General features: G+C 54.9%; 18 protein-coding genes. 12 read left to right on the top strand and 6 right to left on the bottom strand.

Annotated elements, in window-relative coordinates; genetic code table 11:
- Positions 1-68: 68 nt before the first annotated feature.
- Positions 69-1,187, top strand: a complete 1,119-nt coding sequence (locus tag NYE69_RS04020) for an IS110 family transposase (protein ID WP_036623922.1) — start codon at positions 69-71, stop codon at positions 1,185-1,187.
- 748 nt (positions 1,188-1,935) lie between these two features.
- Here NYE69_RS04020 and NYE69_RS04015 read toward each other — a convergent pair.
- From NYE69_RS04015 to NYE69_RS03990, 6 genes are all read right to left on the bottom strand, one after another.
- Positions 1,936-2,205: an HPr family phosphocarrier protein gene (locus tag NYE69_RS04015; protein ID WP_036627138.1), complete on the bottom strand. Its 270-nt coding sequence runs from the start codon at positions 2,203-2,205 to the stop codon at positions 1,936-1,938.
- Positions 2,206-2,312: 107 nt separating this feature from the next.
- Positions 2,313-3,242, bottom strand: a complete 930-nt coding sequence (gene whiA, locus NYE69_RS04010) for a DNA-binding protein WhiA (RefSeq protein ID WP_340924186.1) — start codon at positions 3,240-3,242, stop codon at positions 2,313-2,315.
- 5 nt (positions 3,243-3,247) lie between these two features.
- A complete protein-coding gene (locus tag NYE69_RS04005; protein WP_051985939.1) occupies positions 3,248-4,192 on the bottom strand; it encodes a gluconeogenesis factor YvcK family protein in 945 nt (314 codons plus the stop codon).
- Between the two features lie 90 nt (positions 4,193-4,282).
- Positions 4,283-5,176, bottom strand: coding sequence for an RNase adapter RapZ (gene rapZ, locus NYE69_RS04000; RefSeq protein ID WP_340924183.1), 894 nt, complete (start codon positions 5,174-5,176; stop codon positions 4,283-4,285).
- Between the two features lie 337 nt (positions 5,177-5,513).
- Entirely contained in the window at positions 5,514-6,464 is a 951-nt protein-coding gene (locus NYE69_RS03995; RefSeq protein ID WP_340924177.1) for an ROK family glucokinase, read from the bottom strand.
- A gap of 451 nt (positions 6,465-6,915) precedes the next feature.
- Positions 6,916-8,244 carry a DUF438 domain-containing protein gene (locus NYE69_RS03990; RefSeq protein WP_340924174.1) on the bottom strand — a complete coding sequence of 443 codons (1,329 nt, stop codon included), beginning with the start codon at positions 8,242-8,244 and terminating at the stop codon, positions 6,916-6,918.
- Between the two features lie 189 nt (positions 8,245-8,433).
- Between NYE69_RS03990 and NYE69_RS03985 the strand changes: the two genes are divergently transcribed.
- From NYE69_RS03985 to NYE69_RS03935, 11 genes are all read left to right on the top strand, one after another.
- Positions 8,434-9,111, top strand: a complete 678-nt coding sequence (locus tag NYE69_RS03985; RefSeq protein WP_340924171.1) for a response regulator transcription factor — start codon at positions 8,434-8,436, stop codon at positions 9,109-9,111.
- Positions 9,108-10,526, top strand: coding sequence for a sensor histidine kinase (locus NYE69_RS03980; protein ID WP_340924168.1), 1,419 nt, complete (start codon positions 9,108-9,110; stop codon positions 10,524-10,526). The genes NYE69_RS03985 and NYE69_RS03980 overlap by 4 nt, the downstream gene beginning before the upstream one ends.
- A gap of 60 nt (positions 10,527-10,586) precedes the next feature.
- Positions 10,587-11,501, top strand: coding sequence for an ABC transporter ATP-binding protein (locus NYE69_RS03975; protein WP_036627151.1), 915 nt, complete (start codon positions 10,587-10,589; stop codon positions 11,499-11,501).
- Positions 11,498-12,214, top strand: a complete 717-nt coding sequence (locus tag NYE69_RS03970; protein ID WP_036627152.1) for an ABC transporter permease — start codon at positions 11,498-11,500, stop codon at positions 12,212-12,214. Before NYE69_RS03975 ends, NYE69_RS03970 begins: the two co-directional genes overlap by 4 nt.
- A 1-nt stretch (position 12,215) precedes the next feature.
- Positions 12,216-12,950: an ABC transporter permease gene (locus tag NYE69_RS03965; protein ID WP_036627153.1), complete on the top strand. Its 735-nt coding sequence runs from the start codon at positions 12,216-12,218 to the stop codon at positions 12,948-12,950.
- A gap of 689 nt (positions 12,951-13,639) precedes the next feature.
- Positions 13,640-14,848, top strand: a complete 1,209-nt coding sequence (locus NYE69_RS03960) for an ROK family transcriptional regulator (RefSeq protein ID WP_036627155.1) — start codon at positions 13,640-13,642, stop codon at positions 14,846-14,848.
- Complete coding sequence (locus tag NYE69_RS03955; RefSeq protein WP_051985797.1) at positions 14,835-15,854, top strand: ROK family protein; 1,020 nt, start codon at positions 14,835-14,837, stop codon at positions 15,852-15,854. The genes NYE69_RS03960 and NYE69_RS03955 overlap by 14 nt, the downstream gene beginning before the upstream one ends.
- Positions 15,851-17,167, top strand: a complete 1,317-nt coding sequence (locus NYE69_RS03950) for an ABC transporter substrate-binding protein (RefSeq protein WP_036627156.1) — start codon at positions 15,851-15,853, stop codon at positions 17,165-17,167. The genes NYE69_RS03955 and NYE69_RS03950 overlap by 4 nt, the downstream gene beginning before the upstream one ends.
- Positions 17,168-17,249: 82 nt before the next feature.
- Positions 17,250-18,182, top strand: a complete 933-nt coding sequence (locus NYE69_RS03945) for a carbohydrate ABC transporter permease (protein WP_340924159.1) — start codon at positions 17,250-17,252, stop codon at positions 18,180-18,182.
- Positions 18,183-18,185: 3 nt separating this feature from the next.
- A complete protein-coding gene (locus NYE69_RS03940; RefSeq protein WP_051985798.1) occupies positions 18,186-19,019 on the top strand; it encodes a carbohydrate ABC transporter permease in 834 nt (277 codons plus the stop codon).
- Between the two features lie 31 nt (positions 19,020-19,050).
- Positions 19,051-21,123, top strand: coding sequence for a hypothetical protein (locus NYE69_RS03935; protein ID WP_051985799.1), 2,073 nt, complete (start codon positions 19,051-19,053; stop codon positions 21,121-21,123).
- The last annotated feature ends 225 nt before the right edge of the window (positions 21,124-21,348 follow it).

Raw genomic sequence — 21,348 nt, 5'->3', positions numbered from 1 at the left:
TCGTAGGTTAAAATGGATAGTGAAAACCAAACCATTTCAGAGCTACATAGCAAAGGAGAGCTGATACTATGCAGTCTACCACAAAATTCGTCGGTTTAGATGTATCCAAAGAAAAAATTTCGGTTGCTATTGCAGATGCAAGCGGTGAAACTCCTCGCTATTACGGGAGCATTCCTCACACTCCGGCGGCGCTGCGCAAGCTGATCAAAGAACTGGGACCGGCCGAAACGCTATCGTTTTGTTATGAGGCAGGTCCGACAGGTTACGAAACCTATCGCTGGATCACCTCCATGGGAGCCCATTGCGTTGTCATTGCTCCGTCGCTTATTCCCAAACGCCCTGGTGATCACGTGAAGACGGATCGACGGGACGCCGAGCAGCTTGCCCGTCTGTTTCGTGCAGGAGAATTGACTCCTGTCTACGTCCCGGAGCGGGAAGACGAGGCTTTGCGGGAGTTGGTTCGCGCCCGGGAGGCCGCCAAAGAGGACGCGCATCGGGCACGCCAGCGGATATTGAAGTTCCTGCTCCGCCATCAAATCGAACCGCCGGCTACGATAAAGCGTCGTTGGACCCGGAAGTACCGTTCCTGGCTGGAGCAACTGACATTCCCTTATGAGCCCATGCAAGTAGCCTTCGACGAGATGCTCCATACCTTAAATGAGATCGAGCAGCGGATGGGGCGTTTGGAAAAAGCCTTGGTTCAGCAAGCCACGGTCGGCTCCAAGGCAACTCTGATTCGGGTGCTTCAGTCCCTGCGTGGGATTGGACTACTGACGGCCGTCACTCTAGCTGCTGAGATCGGTTCATTTACTCGCTTCCGCTCCCCGGCCCAACTCATGGCGTATTTAGGGTTGGTTCCTCGTGAGAGTTCAACCGGCCTGAGTACTCGGCGCGGAAGTATGACCAAAGCCGGTAACGGGCGCTTGCGCCGATCCTTGGTGGAATCCGCCTGGAGCTACCGTCATCGGCCTGCGGTGAAAGGAGATCTCGCCAAGCGTTTGGATGGCATGCCGGCCGATATACAACTGTTGTCGTGGAAAGCGCAAGAAAGATTGCATTACAAATACCGTCATCTCATTTTTGGAAAGAACAAACACAAAAATGTGGCCGTAGGCGCGGTGGCCAGGGAGCTAACCGGGTTCATATGGGCTGTTGCTCGAACGGTGGAACAACCGGTGGCTAACTAACGCCCCTTCCGTCCCCTTTGGGGAGACGCAGGGAGCGTTGCCCCCTGCACCCCCACACTCGCCGTGAGGCGTTCCTCATTTCCAATGAGGAATAGGAAAAGTGTTGATTTGAACCTAACCGCTTGTCAAGAAAAGCGCTTGACAAGCTCACGCCTGAGCACGAGGCCCGGGAGCAAACGAAGGTTCCGGGAGAGAATTTGCGTCAACCGTTTGCACTAGGTGAGTAACTGAACGTGCGCTTCTAGCTTGCAAGAGCTCTCCTTGACGAAGGCATAACATGTGGTACCAACCCACGGATAGCAGCGTGCCGACCGTCGCTCGCATTTTTGCTCTCGCGCCACGTGCTCAGGCACCTCTCACACGGAGGGCTTGACAAAAACGTTCATAGCAACGGTTGTGATCGCCGTTATTTCGTTAAAATGCAGGGGGAAATAAATCTAACGGTTGCGGCAGAGCTTATTTTGCCTTTTTGCTGCGGATTCGAGCCCTTTTCGCCCAAAAAAGCGTGATTACAACCGTTAGAAATTGGAATCCCGGCTTTTTGGCTAAATAAGTGCCATTACAACCGTTAGCGCCAAAGCGACATGTTGTTTGCAGATCCGGGATGCATAAGCGTGTTTAGCTCCAAACAAGTGATTGGCCAACTGATTTTACAGTCCAAGCGCCGATTTACAACGCAACGACAAAAAAGGATGAATCCGCTTCGCGAAGCGGAACCATCCTTTTGTTTCCGATGAAAATCCGGTGATTACTGGTTCTCCAATTCCTCTTTGCTGACCAAATTGATTAAAGCGTTTGCAGCCTGTTCTGCATCCGCGCCTTCCGCACTAATGTAAATTTCAGTTCCGGTGCTGATGGCCAGACTCATAATCCCCATAATGCTCTTGGCATTCACTTTTTTATCGTCTTTTTCAACGAAAATTTCCGAAGAATATTTATTCGCTTCCTGAACGAAAAGCGCAGCCGGCCGAGCGTGCAGTCCCGTTTTCAATCGAACGGTAACCGGGTTTCTAACCATGAAAACTTACCCCCTATACGAATTCAATCATCACGTTACAAATTCGTGGTCATTATAATTTATATCATTATATCATACACAACGTGCAACACACTAGCAAAACCGCTTTAGCCCCCGCGAATTTTTTCCGCCAGCTCGTCGATTTTGCGCAGCCGGTGGTTCACCCCGGACTTGCTGACCGTTCCCTTCAGCAGCTCGCCCACTTCCTTCAAATTCATATCGGGATGGGCCAAGCGGACCTCGGCGACTTCGCGCAGCTTATCCGGCAAATTCTCCAGGCCCACTTCCTTTTGCAGCAGCTTGATGTTGTCGATCTGACGGACGGCGGCGCCGATCGTTTTGTTCAGATTCGCCGTTTCGCAATTGACGATACGGTTGACCGAGTTGCGCATGTCGCGCATGATCCGCACATCTTCAAACTTGAACAGCGCCTGGTGAGCCCCGATGATATTCAGCAGCTCGATGATCTTCTCGCCTTCCTTGATGTACAGGATAAAACCTTTTTTGCGCTCGATGCAGCGCGCGTTCAAATGGAACTCGTTGGCCAGCTCGACCAGGGCTTTGCAGTGTTCCTCATACATCGAGGAGATCTCCAGGTGGTAGGAGGAGCCTTCCGGATTGTTTACCGAACCGCCGGCCATAAACGCGCCGCGCAAATAAGCCCGCTTACAACAGTTTTTCCGGGTAAGCTCCGGATTAATCCCCGGCGTGAAAACAAATCCTTCGGAAACGATTTTCAGTTCCTTCAAAATTTCTTCCACTCGCCCGGGGATCCGCACGATGTACACATTATTTTTCTTGAGACGCATTTTTTTGCGCACGAGCAGTTCGGTGTGAATTTGAAAATGCTTCTTGAGCAAAGAATAAATCCGCCTTGCGATCGCGGCGTTTTCGGTCGAGATGTCCAGCACGACCTTTTTATTGGAGACCTGGACCGAACCGTTCATCCGGATCAGCGCCGATAACTCGGCCTGCTCGCAGCAAGCGGAGGCTTCGACCATGGTCAGCTCTTTTTTGGTTTGCGCCGCAAATGACAAGGGACTCACCTCTTTCGCAAAATCCAGTCTTGGACCAGTTGATATATATGATGGCTTAATTTGTCGGCATCATGCCGCAAATACCGGCGGAACAACACCAGCGTGTCCGCGATGACCTTATAGCCTTGACCGGTGACGTTGTCCCAGTCGACCTGCACCGGTTTAGCCCCTTTCTCGGCGTAAAAATCCTGCACCTGCGCCGGAATCTCCCCGTCGTTTACGATGACATAATCGAATAAGTGCTTCCCGACATGATTGTAGACCGCCTGCAGATGATCGCTCACCGTATAATCGTCCGTTTCCCCCGGCTGGGTCATGACGTTGCATATAAATATTTTGATCGCCGATGTGTTTTCCAATACCGCCTCCGCCAGCTTCGGCACGAGCAGATTCGGAATAATGCTGGTGTACAAGCTTCCCGGTCCAATCAAAATAGCGTCCGCCTCCCGGATCGCTTCGACCGCCTCAGGCAGCGGCTCCACTTCCTCCGGCTCCAGAAAAATACGCTTGATTTTCCCCCGAACCTCGGGAATTTTCGATTCGCCGGTGACGATCGAACCGTCCTCCATCTCCGCATGCAGCACGACGGCCTGGCCGGCGGCAGGCAGCACGCGCCCGCGGACGGCGAATACGCGGCTGAGCTCGCGCACGGCCGTCACAAAATCGCCGGATATGTCCGTAATCGCCGCTAGAATCAAATTGCCCAGGCTGTGCCCGGCTAGTCCCGAACCGGCCGCAAACCGGTAGTTCAGCATATCCGACAGCAGCGGTTCAACGTCGGCCAGCGCCGTCAGCACGTTGCGAATGTCGCCCGGAGGCGGCATCTGCAGTTCGCTTCTAAGAATTCCCGAGCTGCCCCCATCGTCGGCTACGGTTACGATAGCCGTGATATCGAGCGGTTTCTCTTTCAATCCGCGAAGCATGACGGATAAACCGGTTCCCCCGCCCATCACGACGATCCGCGGAACCCTTTCTTCCTTGGCCCGATGTATCACTAATGGTTCACCTCTTAACTTGAGTCCACGCCAGTGGGAGCTCTCTTAATGCCGATCCCGTCCTTCGTCCCGGTGGCTCACGCGAACCGATTCCGTTTCACTGGTTCCGAGCATCCGGCCCAAATATTCGGCGATCGCCACCGAACGGTGTTTGCCGCCGGTGCAGCCGATCGCGATGATGACCTGGCTTTTGCCCTCTTTGTGGTATTGCGGCATAAGGAAATGCAGCATATCGAGCAGCTTGCTCAAAAACTGCTGCGTCTCCGGCCACTTCATAACATATTCATATACGTCGCTGTCTCGTCCCGTGTGTGGGCGAAGCTGCTCAATGTAATGCGGATTGGGCAAAAAGCGAACGTCGAATACCAGGTCGGCGTCGATCGGGATACCGTATTTAAATCCAAACGAAGTAATGTTGACGGATAAGTTGCTGCTCTCTAAATGGGAGAATCGGGAAATGATCTTCTCCTTCAGCTGGGCCGGCTTCATGTTGCTGGTATCGATCACCTGGGTGGCCGACATCCGCAGCTCATGCAGCATCTTGCGCTCCAGCTTGATCCCGTCGAGCGGCATGCCTTCCGGCGCCAGCGGGTGACGGCGGCGGCTCTCCTTGTATCTTTGGACGAGAACCGAATCGGTGGCATCCAGAAACAGGATTTCGCACTGGATGGTGAAGTGGTTTTTAATGTAACCGAGCGACTCTTCAAGCGCCGTAAAAAATTCCCGCCCGCGCAAGTCGATCACAAGCGCTACCTTGGCGATTTTCCCTTTGGATTGCTCAATCAATTCGGCGAATTTGGGAATCAGTACCGGAGGCAGATTGTCTACGCAGAAAAAACCGAGATCCTCCAAACTCCGTACGGCAAGCGACTTCCCCGCACCCGACATGCCCGTAATAATGATCAGGTTGGCAACTGGACTCGTTTCAATATCCGGCATCGTTATTCCCTCCCGCAAATTCTCCATATCCTGAATTTGTTGAACTAAAGATTGTACGGATAGAGGCAGCCAGGTGAAATGTTCTTACGATCGCTGTTGTTCCCAGATTTCTATGGATTAACCAAATTCAAATTGGGTAGAAATCCGGTCACAAAGGCGAACACAGCATATGCTTCCGAAGCAGCTTTCTTGCAGAAAGCTTTCAGTTTCTTCAGAATCATTTCACCATGGTTCAATATTCTAAAATTTGTATTATTTAGAATATTGAACTCTCTTGCCTTGCACCGACTTATTTACTTAGTTCAACTTATATTATCGGCTTAATCATCAAATCCGCTTAAGAACGCAGGAACAGGCCGGCGGCGCCAACCATGCCGGCATCGTTCCCCAAGGTGGCCGGGACGATTCTCATGCCCCGCTGCACCGGTTCCGGCGTCAGCTTGGCGAACACGCTGCGGATTTCGTTAAACAGAATATCGCCCGCCTTGGACACCCCGCCGCCGATGATAAACAGCTCCGGATTAAGCACCACGGCCACCGCCGCCAGCGATTTGCCCAGATAGAAAGCGGCGCGGTTGACGATGCGGATCGCCGCTTCGTCGCCGGCCTTGGCCGCGTCAAACACGTCCTTGGCCATGATGTTCTCCACCTGCGCCAGCGAGGTGCGGTCGCCGCGGGCTACGGCATCCTTGGCCATGCGAATGATGCCGGTCGCCGAGGAGACCGTCTCCAGGCAGCCCATTTGGCCGCAGCCGCAGCCGATCGCTTCCAGGTCGGGAACGACCGACATATGACCCAGCTCGCCGGCCATGCCGGAGAAGCCTTGATAAATTTTACCGTCGATGATGATGCCGCCGCCGACGCCGGTTCCCAGCGTATAGCAGACGCAGTTGTCGACGCCTTTCCCCGCGCCGCCCCAGGCTTCGCCCAGCGCCGCCACGTTGGCGTCGTTGTCTATTTTGATCGGCTTGCCCAATCGCTGTTCCAAAATCTCGCGAATATGGAAATCTCTCAAACCTACATTCGGCGCCAGAATAATGATGCCTTCGCGGACGTTCGTAAACCCCGCGACCCCTGCGCCGACGCCGGCCACTTGATCCCAGGAGAACGGAGACTGCTCCACGACCAGCCGGACATAACGCTCAATGTTGTTTACGATCGTATCGGCGCCCTTTTCGGTTTCCGTCGGGCCTTCATAGGTATGAAGGAGCTGTCCTTCTTCATTGCAAATGCCGACTTTTATGGCCGTACCGCCCAGGTCGACACCAATGTAGATTTTTTCAGACATTTCACAAGCCACCTTTATCATCAATAATATGCTGCCAGAACAACGGGTACGCGCATGCCGCCCCGTAGTATACTCCTACGTACCAACTATAAGCGAACCCTCCCTTTCGGTCAAGTGAAGGCAAGAAACGCCAAAGCCCTGTCGAGACAAGGGATTCCGGTGTGACATTGCTCATGGAAACCGGGTGAACGCACTAAGAAAATTCCTCCCAAAAACATAAGTGCCAAAAATGTCGTTATTCCGCCGATATCCCCGTTCAAAGAGAAATAAAGGAAATTTGTGTCGCTATTTTTGAAGGCCGATGTTTCACCCTAACAAGAACCGGCCGATCCTCCACAAAAACGCAGGCCGCCTGCTCCACTCTAAGCAAAAAGCCCCGGCATTCGCGAAGGCGCGAACATCAGGGGCTTCACCGTCAAGCTATTTATGAACAAACCTTACCCGAGACGGGTCAGGACAAAATTCGTTTTTGCCCTTCCAAAGCGCGGATCGGGGCGATGTTTTGCGTAAACTCCAACGTGCCCAGGTAACGGCCGTCCTCGCTTCTCACCGCAAAATACCGGATATAGACGAACTTGTCTTTGACCGGAATCCAAAAATCCTCGACGTCCTTACGGCCGGCCTTGAAATCCTCCAGCAGCTGGTTGACCACATGCACGCTTTGCGGCGGATGGCAGTTCTGCACGGTGCGGCCGATCACGGCTTTGGTCCGGGCGAAGATGCGCTCTTTACCGTGGGAAAAGTACCGGACCACGTCGTTCTCGTCGATAAACGTCAGGTCAACCGGCAAATGATTCATCACCGCTTCCAGCTGCTCCATGGACAGGATACCGGTGTCGAATTTGACGTACCCTTGCGGCACGCCATGCCCCTGCTCCGCCAACACGCCGCCCTCCAGACCGCCTTCCCCGGCATCGCCGTCACCGGACTCCAGCGGTACCCTTTCCGGGACCCATTCCTGCTCGGGCGCCGTCAAACAATACCCGATCACATCGCTTTCCCGGGCGATTTTGACCCACTCGTCTTCGGTCAGCTTCTCCAGAGCCATCGGGAGCAAAATATTTTCTTCCTTAAAGATCATCTCATTTACTTCCGTGATGATCCGCTCCAGGTCGATGCAAACCGTTTCTTTATCGGCATCGGCGAACCCATTCTTATCGGCGCTTCCGCTGGCCAGCTTGGCTTTGGTTTCCTTGATCATGGCGCGGATGCCATCATCGACGCCCCACATCACCTTGGTCGGCCCGTAAATCCCGTACTTCTCAAGATAGGGGAACAGCAGATTTTCCTTGCGGCTGTAATGTTTGTCCAGGTCCAACAGCAGGTTTAAATCGTCCAGCAGCTTAAAAACGAGCTCCTCCTTATCCTCCTTCCGGAATTTATCGAGATGGAGCCGCAGCTTGAAATTGACCAGCCGTTCAACCTCGCGGTTTTCCAGCTTGAAGGTATGCACCGGGTGCCCGGGCTGCTCCTCCGGCTTCGCCGAACGGTGGATTTCCTCGATCGAGCCCTTGAAAATCGCCGTATGCACCGAGCAAAGGCGCTGCACTTCCGCCACCGGAATGCCTTCTTCCTCCATCAAAGCATGCTCCAACGCCGAAATTTCCGCGACCGTCACGTCACCGACCGCCACTTCAAACCGCGCTTTTACCTCATCCACGCTTTTCCCCTGATGCAGCTCTTTAATGATTTGCTTCAGCAGTTCCTGCCGGCGGCGCTGCTCCGGCTCGCCATCCCCCCGGTTCGCGCCGTATTCCCGGTTGTTGATCAACTCGCTCATCTCCGGTTCCTCCTCTTTTTTATTTAGATCAGCTTGGCTGTTTCAAATTTTAGTGATAAACATTCTCACAACTAAAAAGTAACACGAGGCCATACCGGGTCTTGTGATTCCGATCACAAACCCCAAGGGATTTCGCGCTGTTTCTTTTTCAAAGCGATTTTGACACAATAGAGACAGGAGGGGTTTTTGATGCCAAATGTCAATTTGTTATACATAGAAGACGATATCGAAATCGGAGAGTGGGTCAGCCAAAACCTGCGCGAGCGGGGCTTTAAAGTCACCTGGCTGACTAACGGGGAGGGGGCGGTGGAGCAAGCCGCGGACTGCCAGCTCGTCATTCTCGACGTAATGCTGCCGGGGCTCGACGGCTTCACCGTCGGCAGCCGGATCAAAGAACGGTTCCCGAACCTGCCGGTGCTGATGTTGTCCGCGCGCACCTCGATCGACGACAAGCTGCAGGGGCTGCGGTTCGCGGACGATTACTTGACCAAGCCGTTCCACCCGGACGAGCTGGCCGCCCGGATCGAGGTGCTGCTGCGCCGCAGCGGCAGCCCGGCCGAAGAAACGCTGCAGATCAAACATCTGCTCGTGTATGAAAAAGAAAACCGGATCATCAACGAGGACAACGGCGAAGAAATCGTTCTTACCGGCAAGCAGTTTCACATTTTCACCTACCTGCTGCGCCATCTCGGGCAGATTATGACCAAGGAACAAATTTACGAAGCCGTCTGGGGCGAGCCGTATTTCGATGGAGATAAAACGCTGATGGTCCATATCCGCCACCTGCGCGAGAAGCTGGAACGCGACCCGGCCAATCCCGAAGTCATCGAGACGATCCGCGGCATCGGCTACCGGGTGAGAGCATGAAGCTGCGCCCCGTCCGAAAATACCGGAAATCGCTGCTTACCGGTTACGTCCTGATCTTGATGATGGCGTTAGTTCTTATCCCCGTTCTCATTCCGATCAGCTTTCTCGCTTCCTGGGGCGTCAACATTTTGCTGTATCCCCCGCAAACCGGCGATGCCACGCGCCCCTATTACGGCAGGGGGCTTGATATTGAAACGGCCTGGCACAAGGAAGCGGCAGCGCTGCGGGATGCCGGCCCGGAGACGATCGACGCCCGGCTCAAAGCATGGAAAGGGCAGTATCCGGACGCCGCGCTGTATTGGGTGGATTCATCCGGAACAACCCGGCTGCAAGTCCCCAAGCAAGCAAATGTGCCGGCCAAGTGGACGCTGGAAGATACGATCGCCTTTATGAAAAAGCGGGTCAATGCCGACCCGTTTACCGTCGTGGCCTTTATTGGCGGGGACGAGCAGGCGAACCAGGGATTTATGGTGTTCGAACTCCCGCGCAGACTCATGACCAGGGACATTTCGGACCGGAACGACGGCCGGTTTTACGGCGTGTTCCTCGGCATCATGCTGGCCTGTTTCGTGCTGCTGTCGTATTTGTTTTTTCGCAATATCCGCAAAAGACTGCTGCGCCTGGAAGCCGGCATGACGCACCCCGGCCCCTCCGGGCTGCCGTCCCCGATCAAGGAAGGACGGCCGGACGAAATCGGCCGGCTCGAGCAGGCCTTCAACCATATGGTGTACGAGCTTCAGGACAGCCGCCAGCGGGAGCGCGAAGAAGAGGATCTGCGCAAAAACTTGATCAGCCAGTTGTCCCACGATTTGCGGACACCGTTGACCGTGCTCGGAAGCCATCTGTACACGCTGCGCAAAGAGCCTTTGACGGAACAAGGCCGGCAATCGCTGGCTCTGATGGAAGCCAAACTAGGCGACCTGTCCGGCCTGATGGATCATTTGCTGTCTTACAGCCTGCTCTCTTCGGGCAGGTACGCCATGTCGCCGGAAAAACTCGACGTGCTGCGGCTCGTGCGGGAAAGCGCGGCGGCCTGGTATCCGCTCTGGGAAAAAGAAGGCATCGCCGCCGACATCGAGCTGCCGGATCAGCCTTTATATTGGAACGTCGACGCCCAGGGCTTCCGCCGCGTCCTGGATAACCTGTTCCAGAACCTGGTGCGGTACGCCCGCTCCGGCGGTTATGTCGGCATCTCCTTGCAGCCGCGCGGGGAGGCCATCGCCCTGGCGATCAGCGACCGCGGCCCGGGCATGAACGCCGATTCGCCCTCCGGAGGGGCCGGTCTCGGCCTGCAGATCGTCGACCTGCTGCTCCGGGAAATGGGCCTGGCGCGGGAGACGGAGTCTTCGAGCGCGGGCACGCGCGTATACATTTTTCCCGGCCGGCCGCTTCCGCAACATTTAAACAAAACTTAAACTTGCCCCACCTTCCCGTTTAAACTCATCGCGGTATCATGTTTCCCGAGGTGATAAATCGTGAATGAACTGATCATTCAAACGGAAGGTTTAACGAAAAAATACCGCGGCCGCGCCGCGGTGGACGATTTAAGTCTGAAAATCGCCAAAGGCGACATCTACGGTTTCCTTGGGCCCAACGGGGCCGGGAAAACGACGACGATCCGGATGCTCCTCGGGCTGATCCAGCCGACGGCCGGGACGATCCGCATGTTCGGCAAAGACCTGCGCAAAGACAAACTGGCTATTTTGCGCAAGATCGGGTCTCTGGTGGAATCGCCGTCCTATTACGGGCATTTGAGCGCGATCGACAATCTGGAAGCGATCCGCCGCATTCTCGAGGTGCCGAAATCGCGCATCGACGAAGTGCTCGACATCGTCTCGCTGCGCGGCGAAGCGCGCCGCCCGGTCAAGGGCTTCTCGCTCGGCATGAAGCAGCGGCTTGGCATCGCCGCCGCCCTGCTGGGCAGCCCCGAGCTGCTTATTTTGGACGAGCCGACGAATGGCCTTGACCCGACCGGGATCCACGAAATCCGCGAGCTGATCAAAAACATGCCGAAGCAGTACGGCATCACCGTGCTCGTCTCCAGCCACCTGCTCGGGGAAATGGAGCTGATGGCGAATACGGTCGGCATTATCCGTCAGGGCCAGATGGTGTTCCAGGACACGATCGACAACCTGCGCCTCACTGCGGCGCACGATATGGAGCTGGTCGTCTCCGAGCCCGATGCGGCCCTGTGGATCGCCCGCGATTTGGGGACGGTCGGGAAACTACAGGACGGTACGCTCAAGTTCCCCGGCCTGGCTGACGCGCAGGTCGCCCGTTTGGTGAAAGCCCTGGTGGAGAACGGGCACGCCGTCTACCGGGTCGAGCAAAAGAAAAAGTCCCTGGAGGACATCTTCATGCGGATCGTCGGGGAGGGGAGCTCCCTATGATGCTGCGCGCATTGTCGGCGGACTTTCTGAAAATCCGCCGCAAAGGCATATGGTTCCTGATCTTTCTCGCCCCGCTCGGGCTCGTAGCCATGCAGGCGCTGAATTTCGGACTCCGCTTCGACTATTTGATGAAGAGGTACGCCGACGACCCTTGGGGAGGACTGTTAAAAAACATTTCCGGGTTCGTCCCGATCGCCCTGTTTCTCGGCTGCACGCTGGTCAGTTCCCTGGTGGCGAATGTCGAGCATCAACTAAGCTCCTGGAAACAGCTGCTGGCTTTGCCGATTTCCCGCACGGCCGTATTCGGCGCCAAGTTCCTGCTCTGTTTGCTGCTGCTGTCCGTTTCCTGCATTTTGCTGCCGATCGCCACGATAATCCTCGGCCTTGTTTTTGGCTTCGCCCTGAATGGAATACCTCTGGCGGATTTGGCGCGGATCGGGTTTTTCCCGCTGTTCGCCGCGCTGCCCTTGCTCGCATTGCAGCTCTGGCTTTCGCTCACTTACCGCAACCCGTCGCTGCCCGTATCGCTTGGCGTGGTCCTGTCGCTCGTATCCCCGTTTACGCTGGACCTGTCCGAGTGGTTCCCGCTCAACTGGCCGGTGTTCGGGTATCTTGGTCCGCATCGCGAATGGTTCGTGGCGCTAGGCATCGCCGTCGGCGCGGTGATTTTGCTGGCCGGACTCGTTCATTTCAACCGAAAGGATGTGGATTGACATGAAAACGTTTCTGAACGTGCTTGCCGCGGAGCGGCTCAAAATGTCGCGTTCCCGCCTTTGGCTGGTATTGCTCGCCAGCCCCCTGCTATCCACCCTGATCGGCCTTCTCATGAACCTGCCGGACGGGGCCGACGCCTGGCCGGCGCTCCTCGGCGGGATGTCCATGCTGCACGCTATGCTGTTTCTGCCGATCATGGCCGGATTGTTCGCTTCGTTCATCTGCCGCTACGAGCATACCGGCGGCGGCTGGAAACAGCTGCTCGTCCTGCCCGTTTCACGCCCGGCCGTTTATATGGCCAAATTTACCGTCGTGATTTCCTTGTTGGCGGCGACCCAGCTTATCTTTCTGGTCATGCTGCTGATCGTCTCTCAGGTGCAAGGCCTCGCTTGGCCGATTCCGTGGAGCATGATCGCCGTCAGCCTGATCGGCGGCCTGGTCGCCTGCCTGCCGCTGGTGGCGCTGCAGCTCGGCGTCTCGCTGGCCTGGTCCAGCTTTGCCGCCCCGCTCGCCGTCAACGTCTCGCTGACGATTCCGAACATGCTGATCGTCAACTCGGACAAAGTCGCTCCGTTTTATCCGTGGGCCCAGCCGATTCTGGCGATGATGCCGAAAGGGGAAGCCGACTACGGGGCGTTTAATCTGCCCATAGAAAACCTGCTTATCACAGTGCTGGGCAGCTTCCTGATTTTTCTCGCCGCGGGCATCCTGTATTTCCGCCGGAAGGCCGTTTAACGGCCAACTATTAACGGCGCTCTTACTTGTAAAGGCCTCAGACACCAACACGCTTTTCGAAAAGACGGCTTCGGCCCCCGTCTGCATCCACGTGTCAACCGCTAACGGGCCGTAACAACCTTATCCCTCATTTCCCGGGATTTCCCGCTGAAACGGACTCAGCAGCCTTTATTGGGCTCCAATTTAGGCCACTAGAGCGAATTTGAAGGAAATAAGGTCTGTTCGGTCCGTTTACAATTTTTACTCCCCCTGTTTTGGAGCGTTATTCAGGTCCGTTGCAGCTACCCCTTGCCTTTTCATAGCGCCTGTAAGCCAGCATGCTAGACATCAGGAATCCGTCCACTGTCCCGAGGATTGTGACCAAGAAAGACATGCCGTACGCCCGAAGGAAGGTCTTTAATTTGTATGCGCATTCATTTTTGAAAAAAAGATGAAATTTCAGAAATAATGTAATGTTTTCTAACATATTTTCACCCAATTTTCTGAAAATCTATTGTTTTAAAGATTATCATGTAAAATATATTGACATAATGAAATTTTGGCCTCTATAATATTTTTAAAATTAAAAAAGGCCAAGAGAAAAGTATATTTTTTTGTACAATAAGTAAAGTTTCTTTACTAACTGATCGAAATCCATATTAGTTAGTAAATATTACTAATTAAAGTGAAAAGAAATGGAGCTAGACACGATGAAAAATGCGACGATCGGGAATCCGCAATTAATCAGAAGCATGAACGAAACGATTGCCTTGGAATTTATTCTTCAGCATGGACGGCTCTCCAGAGCGGACCTCAGTCGAATTACCGGGCTCAGCAAGCCTACAGTGTCCTCGGCCATCGCCAACCTTCTCGCTTCCGGTTTAATCAGGGAGGTGGGCCACGGCGAGAGTGGACCTGGGAGAAAGCCGACATTGATCGAATTTAATGGCTCAAGCCATTATGCGCTGGCCGCAGAGATCGCCGCCGATCACATTCACTTAGCCCTATCGAACCTCCTTGGCGAAACGATGGCGGAGCACCAGTACGCTATTCGGGACACGAATGAGCCAGCTTCACTGACGGCAGAACTGAAGGCTAAGGCCGAGGCGCTCTTGTCCGGTCAAGGGATCGGTTGGAATAAAGTGATCCATATGGCGATTGGCGTCCCCGCCGTGGTGGACGAACAAGGCGAGCTGTCGATTATGGTTTCGAAGCTCCGCGGACTTGAGAAGCATCTCAGCAAGGCTTCCTTGGCTCGGGTGTTTCCCTGCCGCATTATTTTGGAAAATGACGTGAACCTGGCAGCGCTCGCGGAATTTAAGGAAGGGGCAGCGGCGGGAAGCAGCTTGTTCGCTTATTTGTCACTCGATGCCGGGATCGGCGCCGGCCTGATGATTGACGGCAAGCTGCTGCGCGGGCTCGGCGGGGCAGCTGGCGAATTCGGCGAGATGCTGATCGAGCCGGATGTCAGGCTGGAGGAACGCATCTCCGAAGCCGGGCTGTTCTCGCTCGCCGAAGCCGTGTTGCGCCGGGACGATATTCCATCCGTACTGCGGGGGCATGCGCAGATGGAGACGGCGGATATATTCGCGGCAGCGCGGAGCGAAGACCCGGCGGCACTGCAAATCATCGGGGAGTACAGCCGAATCGTAGCGAGAGGGATCCATAACCTTTGCGTTGTTTTGGCTCCCCGGCTGGTCGTGCTCGGCGGTTCAGTCGGAGAGAACGGCGAGGTTATGCTTCCTTTTCTGAAAGAGATCATCGCGGCGGAATTTAAGGATAAGCCCGAACTGAAATGCACGGCGCTGCGCAGCAAATCGGTGCTGAAAGGAGCGATCCAAACAGCGGTTGCCCATACCCTGGAATACATTAAAGACAACTTACTAGCGAACAAAGCGAGGGATAATGTTGCTGAATGAATCCACCCCGGAAATACTGATTGCCGGCATTGATGTCGGCGGAACTAAAACCTTGCTGATCCTGTCCGATCTGACGGGCAAGGTGCTGTCAAAACGAAAAATCGCCACATCGCCGGATGCCGATCCCGATGTTTTCTTTCAAAGGCTGATTGGCGAGATCGAAGCGATGGCGAAGGAAACGGGACAAGGCAGCGAAGCGATCGCGGGCATGGGCTTCGGTTTCCCGGGAGTTGTGGACGAGGAGACAGGGGTTCTAACCAATGCTCCGGCATTCCCTTGGGTCCGTGCCAATGTGAAGGAAAGCATCCGCAAGTTTTTTAAGGGCCCGTTGTATCTGGACAATGATGTCAATGTAGCCGCGATGGGGGAAAAATGGCGCGGTGCGGCGGCCGGTGCTCAACACTTTCTCATGGTCACGGTCGGCACTGGAATCGGCGGCGCGCTGGTGTTGAACGACGAGTTGTACAAAGGCTCCGCGCATTCGGCCGGTGAACTGGGCTATTTTGTGATTGAAGCTCCCGCTCCAGAATCCGCTGCAACACAAGCGAAACCGGAAATCCGATTCGGTCATTTTGAACAGACGGCTTCGGGAACGGCGATCGGCCAGCGGGCGCGGCAATTTTTCACCGCCCGGGAGCGAAAATCGCCCATCCTCGATCTGGTGCAGGGCGATATATCCCGTATCGACGCGAAGCATGTTCTCCAAGCAGCGGCGCAAGGAGATGAGGTGGCCTGGAGCATTCTGGAAGAGCCGGTTACCCATATGGCTATCGGCATCGCCAATGCCATTTCCATATTAAATCCTGCTTTAGTCGTGATTGGAGGTGGTGTAGCAGAAGCGGGCAATGTCTATTTAGATGCCGTTCGTTCGAAAGTCAGGGGGTTTACGCCGATCGAAGCGACGATCGTTCCGGCCAAGCTGGGCAATGAAGCGGGCGCGATCGGCGCCGTTGCTGGTGCAGTGAAGAGATTGAAAACATCCATTCTAGGGAGGAATCAAGGATGAAAAGAAGATTATGGATCACCTTGGCAAGTCTCATTTTGGCAGGTTCATTGACCCTAACGGGATGCGGTTCCAATCCCGGCAGTTCTGGAAACCCCGGCAGTTCGGCTGGGGATAACAAGAAAGAGCTTGTGATTTGGGATTGGGCGGACCCATACAAAGCCGAAATTAGCGGACCGATGGACAAGGTCATCGCCGATTATAAGGCCGAAAACCCGGACGTCGAGCTGAAAATCGAAAAGATCACTAATGATTCGCTCCGCACCAAGTTGCTCGCGGCCGTATCTGCAGACAACCTGCCGGACGTTGCCTTCCTGGATGGACAATGGCTGGCCGAATTCCAGGCAACCGGCATGCTGGCGGATCTAAGCTCATATACCAACGGATGGGACGGGTCCAGCGATTTTCCAGAAAAAGTGTGGGATTCCGTCGTATTCGACGGGAAGGTTTATGGAATTCCCGGCGACGGCGACGTAAGAACGCTGCTTTATCGAAAAGATCTGTTGGAAAAGACGGGACTACAGCCGCCGAAAACCTGGAGCGACCTTGTAACTGCCGCCAAAGCACTGATGGAAGCCGGCAAATCGGAAGGAATTCAGTACGGCTTTGCCTTGAACGGCGGCGACTCGGAGCACACGTCCATGCGTTCCTTGCCTTGGATCTGGGCTCTGGGTGGGGATTTCGTCGACGATAGCGGCAAGCCGACACTGAACAGCGCTCCGGTCGTGCAAACCGTGCAGTTTATGTCCGATCTGGTGGCGAAGGAGAAAGTAGCACCTCCCGATAGCTACATGAAAACGAAAAAGGAAGTAGCCTCCAGCATCATCAGCGGTCAGGCGGCCATGGCGATCGTCGGGTCCTGGGAATGGCGCAGCGATGCCAATTTCCTCGGGCAGAGCAATTTGACGGACAAGCTCGGCTCCGCCGCCATTCCGGTGCCTGACGGCGCATCTGCCGATAGTCCGGCCACGGCGGTAGGTTATGGGACCTGGGTAGTGTTCGACAACTCCCAAAACAAAGATGCGGCCTGGAAATGGATTGAAAAGGTAACCTCGCCGGAGCATGAAATCGAAATCTTCAAAAACGGCACCGGCAACATGCCGATGCGCTTGTCCGCTTATCAGGACGAGGTCTTCACCTCCGACCCGATCTTTCAAAGCTTTGTCGATATTATGCCTTACGCCCGTCCGCGCGCCAAAACGGACAAGTACGAAGTCATATCCAAGGCGTACCGCGAAGCGGTTCAGCAAGTCCTTGGCGGTCAACTGTCGCCGCAGGAAGCGCTCGACAACGCGCAGAAAAAGATTCCCCAATAGTCGTTAACGGCGCGTTTGGAGGTCCGGCGACATCCGGAACCGGGCCTCCCTTCTATTTTTGAAGCGAAAGGAGCCACCCATGATGGAGGAGCGGACTTACAGGCAAGCCAATATACAATCCTCTTTAAAGCCCGAGAAGTGGAGATGGGAAAAGGAATGGACGATAGCGCTCATTTTTCTGCTCCCGGTGCTGGCGTTTATCGGCGTATTCGCTTTTTACCCGACTTTTTATGCCGTGTACCTCAGCTTTTACAATAGCAAATTTCTTGTATTCGACCGCACGTTTGTCGGTCTGAAAAATTACGCAGAAGTTCTAGGAAGCTCCGTATTCTGGCTCCCGCTGTGGAAAACTGCCGTGTTTACGTTCTGGTCTGTCGTCTATCAGTTCGGGCTCGGCCTCCTGTTAGCGCTCAGTTTGAAAAAGACGTTTCGAATCAACGGTTTTCTGCGCAGCCTGATTGTCATTCCATGGATCTTGTCGCCGATCGTGGTCGCCGTCATCTTCCAATTGTTCTACATCTCCGACCGGACCGGTCTGCTTAATTACATGCTGATGTCCGTCGGCGTCATTTCCGAGCCGATTCCCTGGCTTGGCGTGGAGAATGCCATGAATATGGTCATCGTCGCCAACGTGTGGTTTGGCATGCCGTTTTCGATGATCATGCTGCTTGCCGGACTGCAATCCATCCAAAATGACGTTTATGAAGCTTCCATGATTGACGGAGCCAACAAACTGCTGCAGCTCTGGTACATTACGCTGCCGCTGCTGAAGCCGACGATTCTCGTGACGTTGGTATGGATTACCACCAGTACCTTTAACGAATTTGACCTGGTGTATGCCCTAACGGCCGGCGGCCCGCTCGAATCGACCAATCTGCTGGGCATTCAGATGTACAATACGGCGTTCAAGATAGGGCAATTTGAAAAAGGCTCGACGATTGCCGTGCTGATGTTCCTGATCAACTTGTTCATGAGTGTCGTGTATTACCGAATGCTGAGAAGGAAGGAGGGCTGACAAATGAAACGTCGATCAAACCGCACTTGGGCCGTGCTCACCTATGTACCTGCCGTGACTTGGGCAATCATCTCGCTGGCTCCGCTGCTCTGGATTCTGATGCTGTCCCTCAAGCCGCAGATCGAGTGGAACAGCTTTCCCCCTACCCTTTTCCCGAAGGATCCAACCGGGAGCAACTATATGAGCGCTGCCGTCAATTCGCCGATTGTGACTTATTTTACGAACAGCCTGATCGTGACCGGCGTGTCCCTGATTTTGTCGCTGCTGGTCGGTTCCCTGGCAGGGTATGCGCTCGGAAGACTCAGCTTCCCGTTCCGCAACGCGATTTTCATGGCGATCTTCTCCGTACGGATGATTCCCGCTCTGCTGACGGTGATCCCGCTGTACGTGCTGATGCATTCCCTCGGTCTGCTTGACTCCCTGGCGGGCATCATCCTCGTTTATACGGCGACCGGCATTCCGATGGTCATTTTCGTCATGAAAGATTTCCTTGAAGGATTGTCCAAGGAGATTGAAGAAGCGGCAATGATTGACGGCTGCTCGCGGATGCGGATTTTCTTTACTATCTTGCTGCCTCTGGTTCGGCCCGGCTTGGCCGCCGCAGCGATTCTGGTATTCGTCCGTACATGGAACGAATTCCTGATCGCCTTGACCTTGACCTCCTCGGACGGAATGCGGACGATCCCCGTGGGCCTGCGCAGCGCATTGGGAGAACGAATGGGCGAGATCGGGCCGATGGCCGCTTACACCATCATCGCCATCGTGCCGATTATTATTTTGTTTCTCTTTTTCCAGAAGCATTTCGTCGGAGGACTGTCTCAAGGTTCTTCCAAGTAATTTCGATTAAATTTGATGGGAGATGTTTGCAGTGTCAATTAGAACTTATTCAGACCAACACGCGATTGTTACGGAACATTATTGGTACGGCATCACCCAATACGATGTGTCCAACCGCCGCCTGCTGGCCCAGTTTGACGGCAACGGCGGCGTGTCCAAGTATTCAGTGGCCGGCGAATGGTCGATATTGAACGAGAACAGTTGGTTTACGGCCTGGTCAGTTAACGGGCGAAGGCTGCCGGCGAAACACCGCAAAACGGTTCGCGTCCTGGGGAGAATGATGGAAATCGATTTCCGGTCCTCAGCCGAGCTTGACGGGGTGGCCGTCTCGGCGCAGCAATTCTGCAATGACGAAGACAACGCGGTGTATGTTCGGTTTACATTCAGAAACGAAGGTAACGCCGCGGCCAGGCTTTACCTGCGCCACGGAATGCTGTGGGAGCTCAAAAGCCATATGGCGGCAATGGCCGCCAAAAACGGAACCTACCGGGCGATGGAGATAAAGGAAGTTTGGAATGAGGCGCGGACACAGTGGGAGGCCCAGCTTGGCGACGACTACCGGATTCATTTGGCCTCCAGCCACAAGGCTGAGTATATCGAGCAGGAAGGTCCGCGTATGATTCTGGACTTCAAGGACGAGATCGAGCCCGGGGCGACGGCCGTATTCACACTGACCTTTTCCGGCGGTATGCAGCCGCTGGCGGCGGAAGTTCTGGCCAAAGGAGCCGACTCGGCCCAATTGGCGGCAGAGTCATACCGCGCCTGGCTGCGGGAGAGCTTTACGGCCAGCGGCCAGCGGACGCTCAATTCATTGGTCGCCGCTTGCCTGAACGTGTCTCATTCCATGTACAAGGAAAGCGGGGGGCGTTTCGCCGCTTTTTATGCCGGGGTGAACTACCAGAGTCCTTCGCGGACTTATTTCCGGGACGGTTACTGGACGGTGCTGCCGCTTTTGCCATTTAAGCCGGAATGGGTCAGAAACGAAATCGTCACGCTAGCCCAAGGCATCGGCCCCGACGGATCCTGCCCGAGCGCAGTGATCTACAATGTGTTGAAAGAAGCCTACGAGCAGTTTTGGCCGGACCACTATGACTCTCCCTCCTTCTTTGTGATGATGCTGCATGACTATTTGGCCTGGACGCATGATGCCGGCCTGCTCAGCGAACAGGTAAACGGGCGGACCGTTCTGGAACTGGCCAGCCTCTGTCTCGGCAAGCTGGAGGGCATCACCGATGAGGCGCTGCCGCAGATGATCAAACCGGACAACCGCCGCGATTGGTGCGACAACGTGGTTCGCCAGGGCATCGTTGCCTACGATGTACTGCTGTACATTCGCGCCCGCCGATGTTATGCGGAAATCATGCAATTTGTTGAAACTTGGCCGGCCAACGGAGACGATCGCAAGCAGTGGGACGCCAAGACAGAGCGGCTCGAGCTTGGGCTGCGCCAGTATCTTTGGAGCGACGAAACCGGGTACCTAAATTATTTGAATGTAGGCGGCGAGGGATTGACGGAAAACAACGTCTCCATCGAACAGTCGCTGGCTCCGCTGTTCGGCATAGGCGCCGAGACGGATCAGCGCCGGGTGTTGGACATTTTGACCGCGCGGCTGGAAAGCCGCAACAACGATGAACAGCCGTTCGGAGACTGGGGAGTAATGACCGTATTCCCGCAATATTCGCACGCGCAGCATCTGGTCGAAAAATCCGCCTACCCGTTTCGTTATCACAACGGGAGCGATTGGCCTTACCTTAGCGGGATGTACGCTTGGGCCAAGCTCCGCCATCGCCGTGACGACTGGGAGTATCCGCTGACACGCTGGTTCACTTATGGTCTGGAGCGCGGCTGGTTGACGCCGGTGGAGTATTATGACCCGGTCTACGGAAAAGGTTCGGATTTGCAGGGATGGAGCGGCATGCCGGCCGCCGCCGTACTGTTCGGCGGTTTGAACCTGTATCCGCCGCTGAACGGGGAAATGTCCCCTAAACTGCCGCCGTGGGGCGATTGCCGCGTGCAAGGCATCAAATACCGCGGTAAAATTTATGAATTTGCAGCGGAGAACGGCAAGATAACGTTCCGCTCGACTGCAACCATTTCCGACTGATACACCAATACGGCGCTTGGCCGCCAATGCGTCCGCCGGTCTAAGGGCCGGCGGACTGCATAAGGTGTATCTTACCATCTGAAATTATGCGAAGCCCCTCCCCCACGAAATGCAAGAGTTCATTTCATATGCGCCCATATGCCCCAAAAACGGTTCGTCAAATGCAAAACTGCAGTTCATTTCCGGCCAAAACCCCCTTTTTTATCGGATACCCTCAAATGAGAT

The sequence above is a fragment of the Paenibacillus sp. FSL R5-0527 genome (assembly GCF_038008055.1).
Taxonomy (GTDB): Bacteria; Bacillota; Bacilli; order Paenibacillales; family Paenibacillaceae; genus Fontibacillus; species Fontibacillus macerans.
This window is presented reverse-complemented; position numbering and strand designations above follow the sequence as displayed.

Coding starts and splice junctions, on each gene's coding strand:
- NYE69_RS04020 (WP_036623922.1), top strand. CDS start 69: ATGCAGTCTACCACAAAATTCGTCGGTTTAGATGTATCCAAAGAAAAA.
- NYE69_RS04015 (WP_036627138.1), bottom strand. CDS start 2,205: ATGGTTAGAAACCCGGTTACCGTTCGATTGAAAACGGGACTGCACGCT.
- NYE69_RS04005 (WP_051985939.1), bottom strand. CDS start 4,192: ATGGGCGGGGGAACCGGTTTATCCGTCATGCTTCGCGGATTGAAAGAG.
- rapZ (WP_340924183.1), bottom strand. CDS start 5,176: ATGCCGGATATTGAAACGAGTCCAGTTGCCAACCTGATCATTATTACG.
- NYE69_RS03995 (WP_340924177.1), bottom strand. CDS start 6,464: ATGTCTGAAAAAATCTACATTGGTGTCGACCTGGGCGGTACGGCCATA.
- NYE69_RS03990 (WP_340924174.1), bottom strand. CDS start 8,244: ATGAGCGAGTTGATCAACAACCGGGAATACGGCGCGAACCGGGGGGAT.
- NYE69_RS03985 (WP_340924171.1), top strand. CDS start 8,434: ATGCCAAATGTCAATTTGTTATACATAGAAGACGATATCGAAATCGGA.
- NYE69_RS03980 (WP_340924168.1), top strand. CDS start 9,108: ATGAAGCTGCGCCCCGTCCGAAAATACCGGAAATCGCTGCTTACCGGT.
- NYE69_RS03970 (WP_036627152.1), top strand. CDS start 11,498: ATGATGCTGCGCGCATTGTCGGCGGACTTTCTGAAAATCCGCCGCAAA.
- NYE69_RS03965 (WP_036627153.1), top strand. CDS start 12,216: ATGAAAACGTTTCTGAACGTGCTTGCCGCGGAGCGGCTCAAAATGTCG.
- NYE69_RS03960 (WP_036627155.1), top strand. CDS start 13,640: ATGAAAAATGCGACGATCGGGAATCCGCAATTAATCAGAAGCATGAAC.
- NYE69_RS03955 (WP_051985797.1), top strand. CDS start 14,835: ATGTTGCTGAATGAATCCACCCCGGAAATACTGATTGCCGGCATTGAT.
- NYE69_RS03950 (WP_036627156.1), top strand. CDS start 15,851: ATGAAAAGAAGATTATGGATCACCTTGGCAAGTCTCATTTTGGCAGGT.
- NYE69_RS03945 (WP_340924159.1), top strand. CDS start 17,250: ATGGAGGAGCGGACTTACAGGCAAGCCAATATACAATCCTCTTTAAAG.
- NYE69_RS03940 (WP_051985798.1), top strand. CDS start 18,186: ATGAAACGTCGATCAAACCGCACTTGGGCCGTGCTCACCTATGTACCT.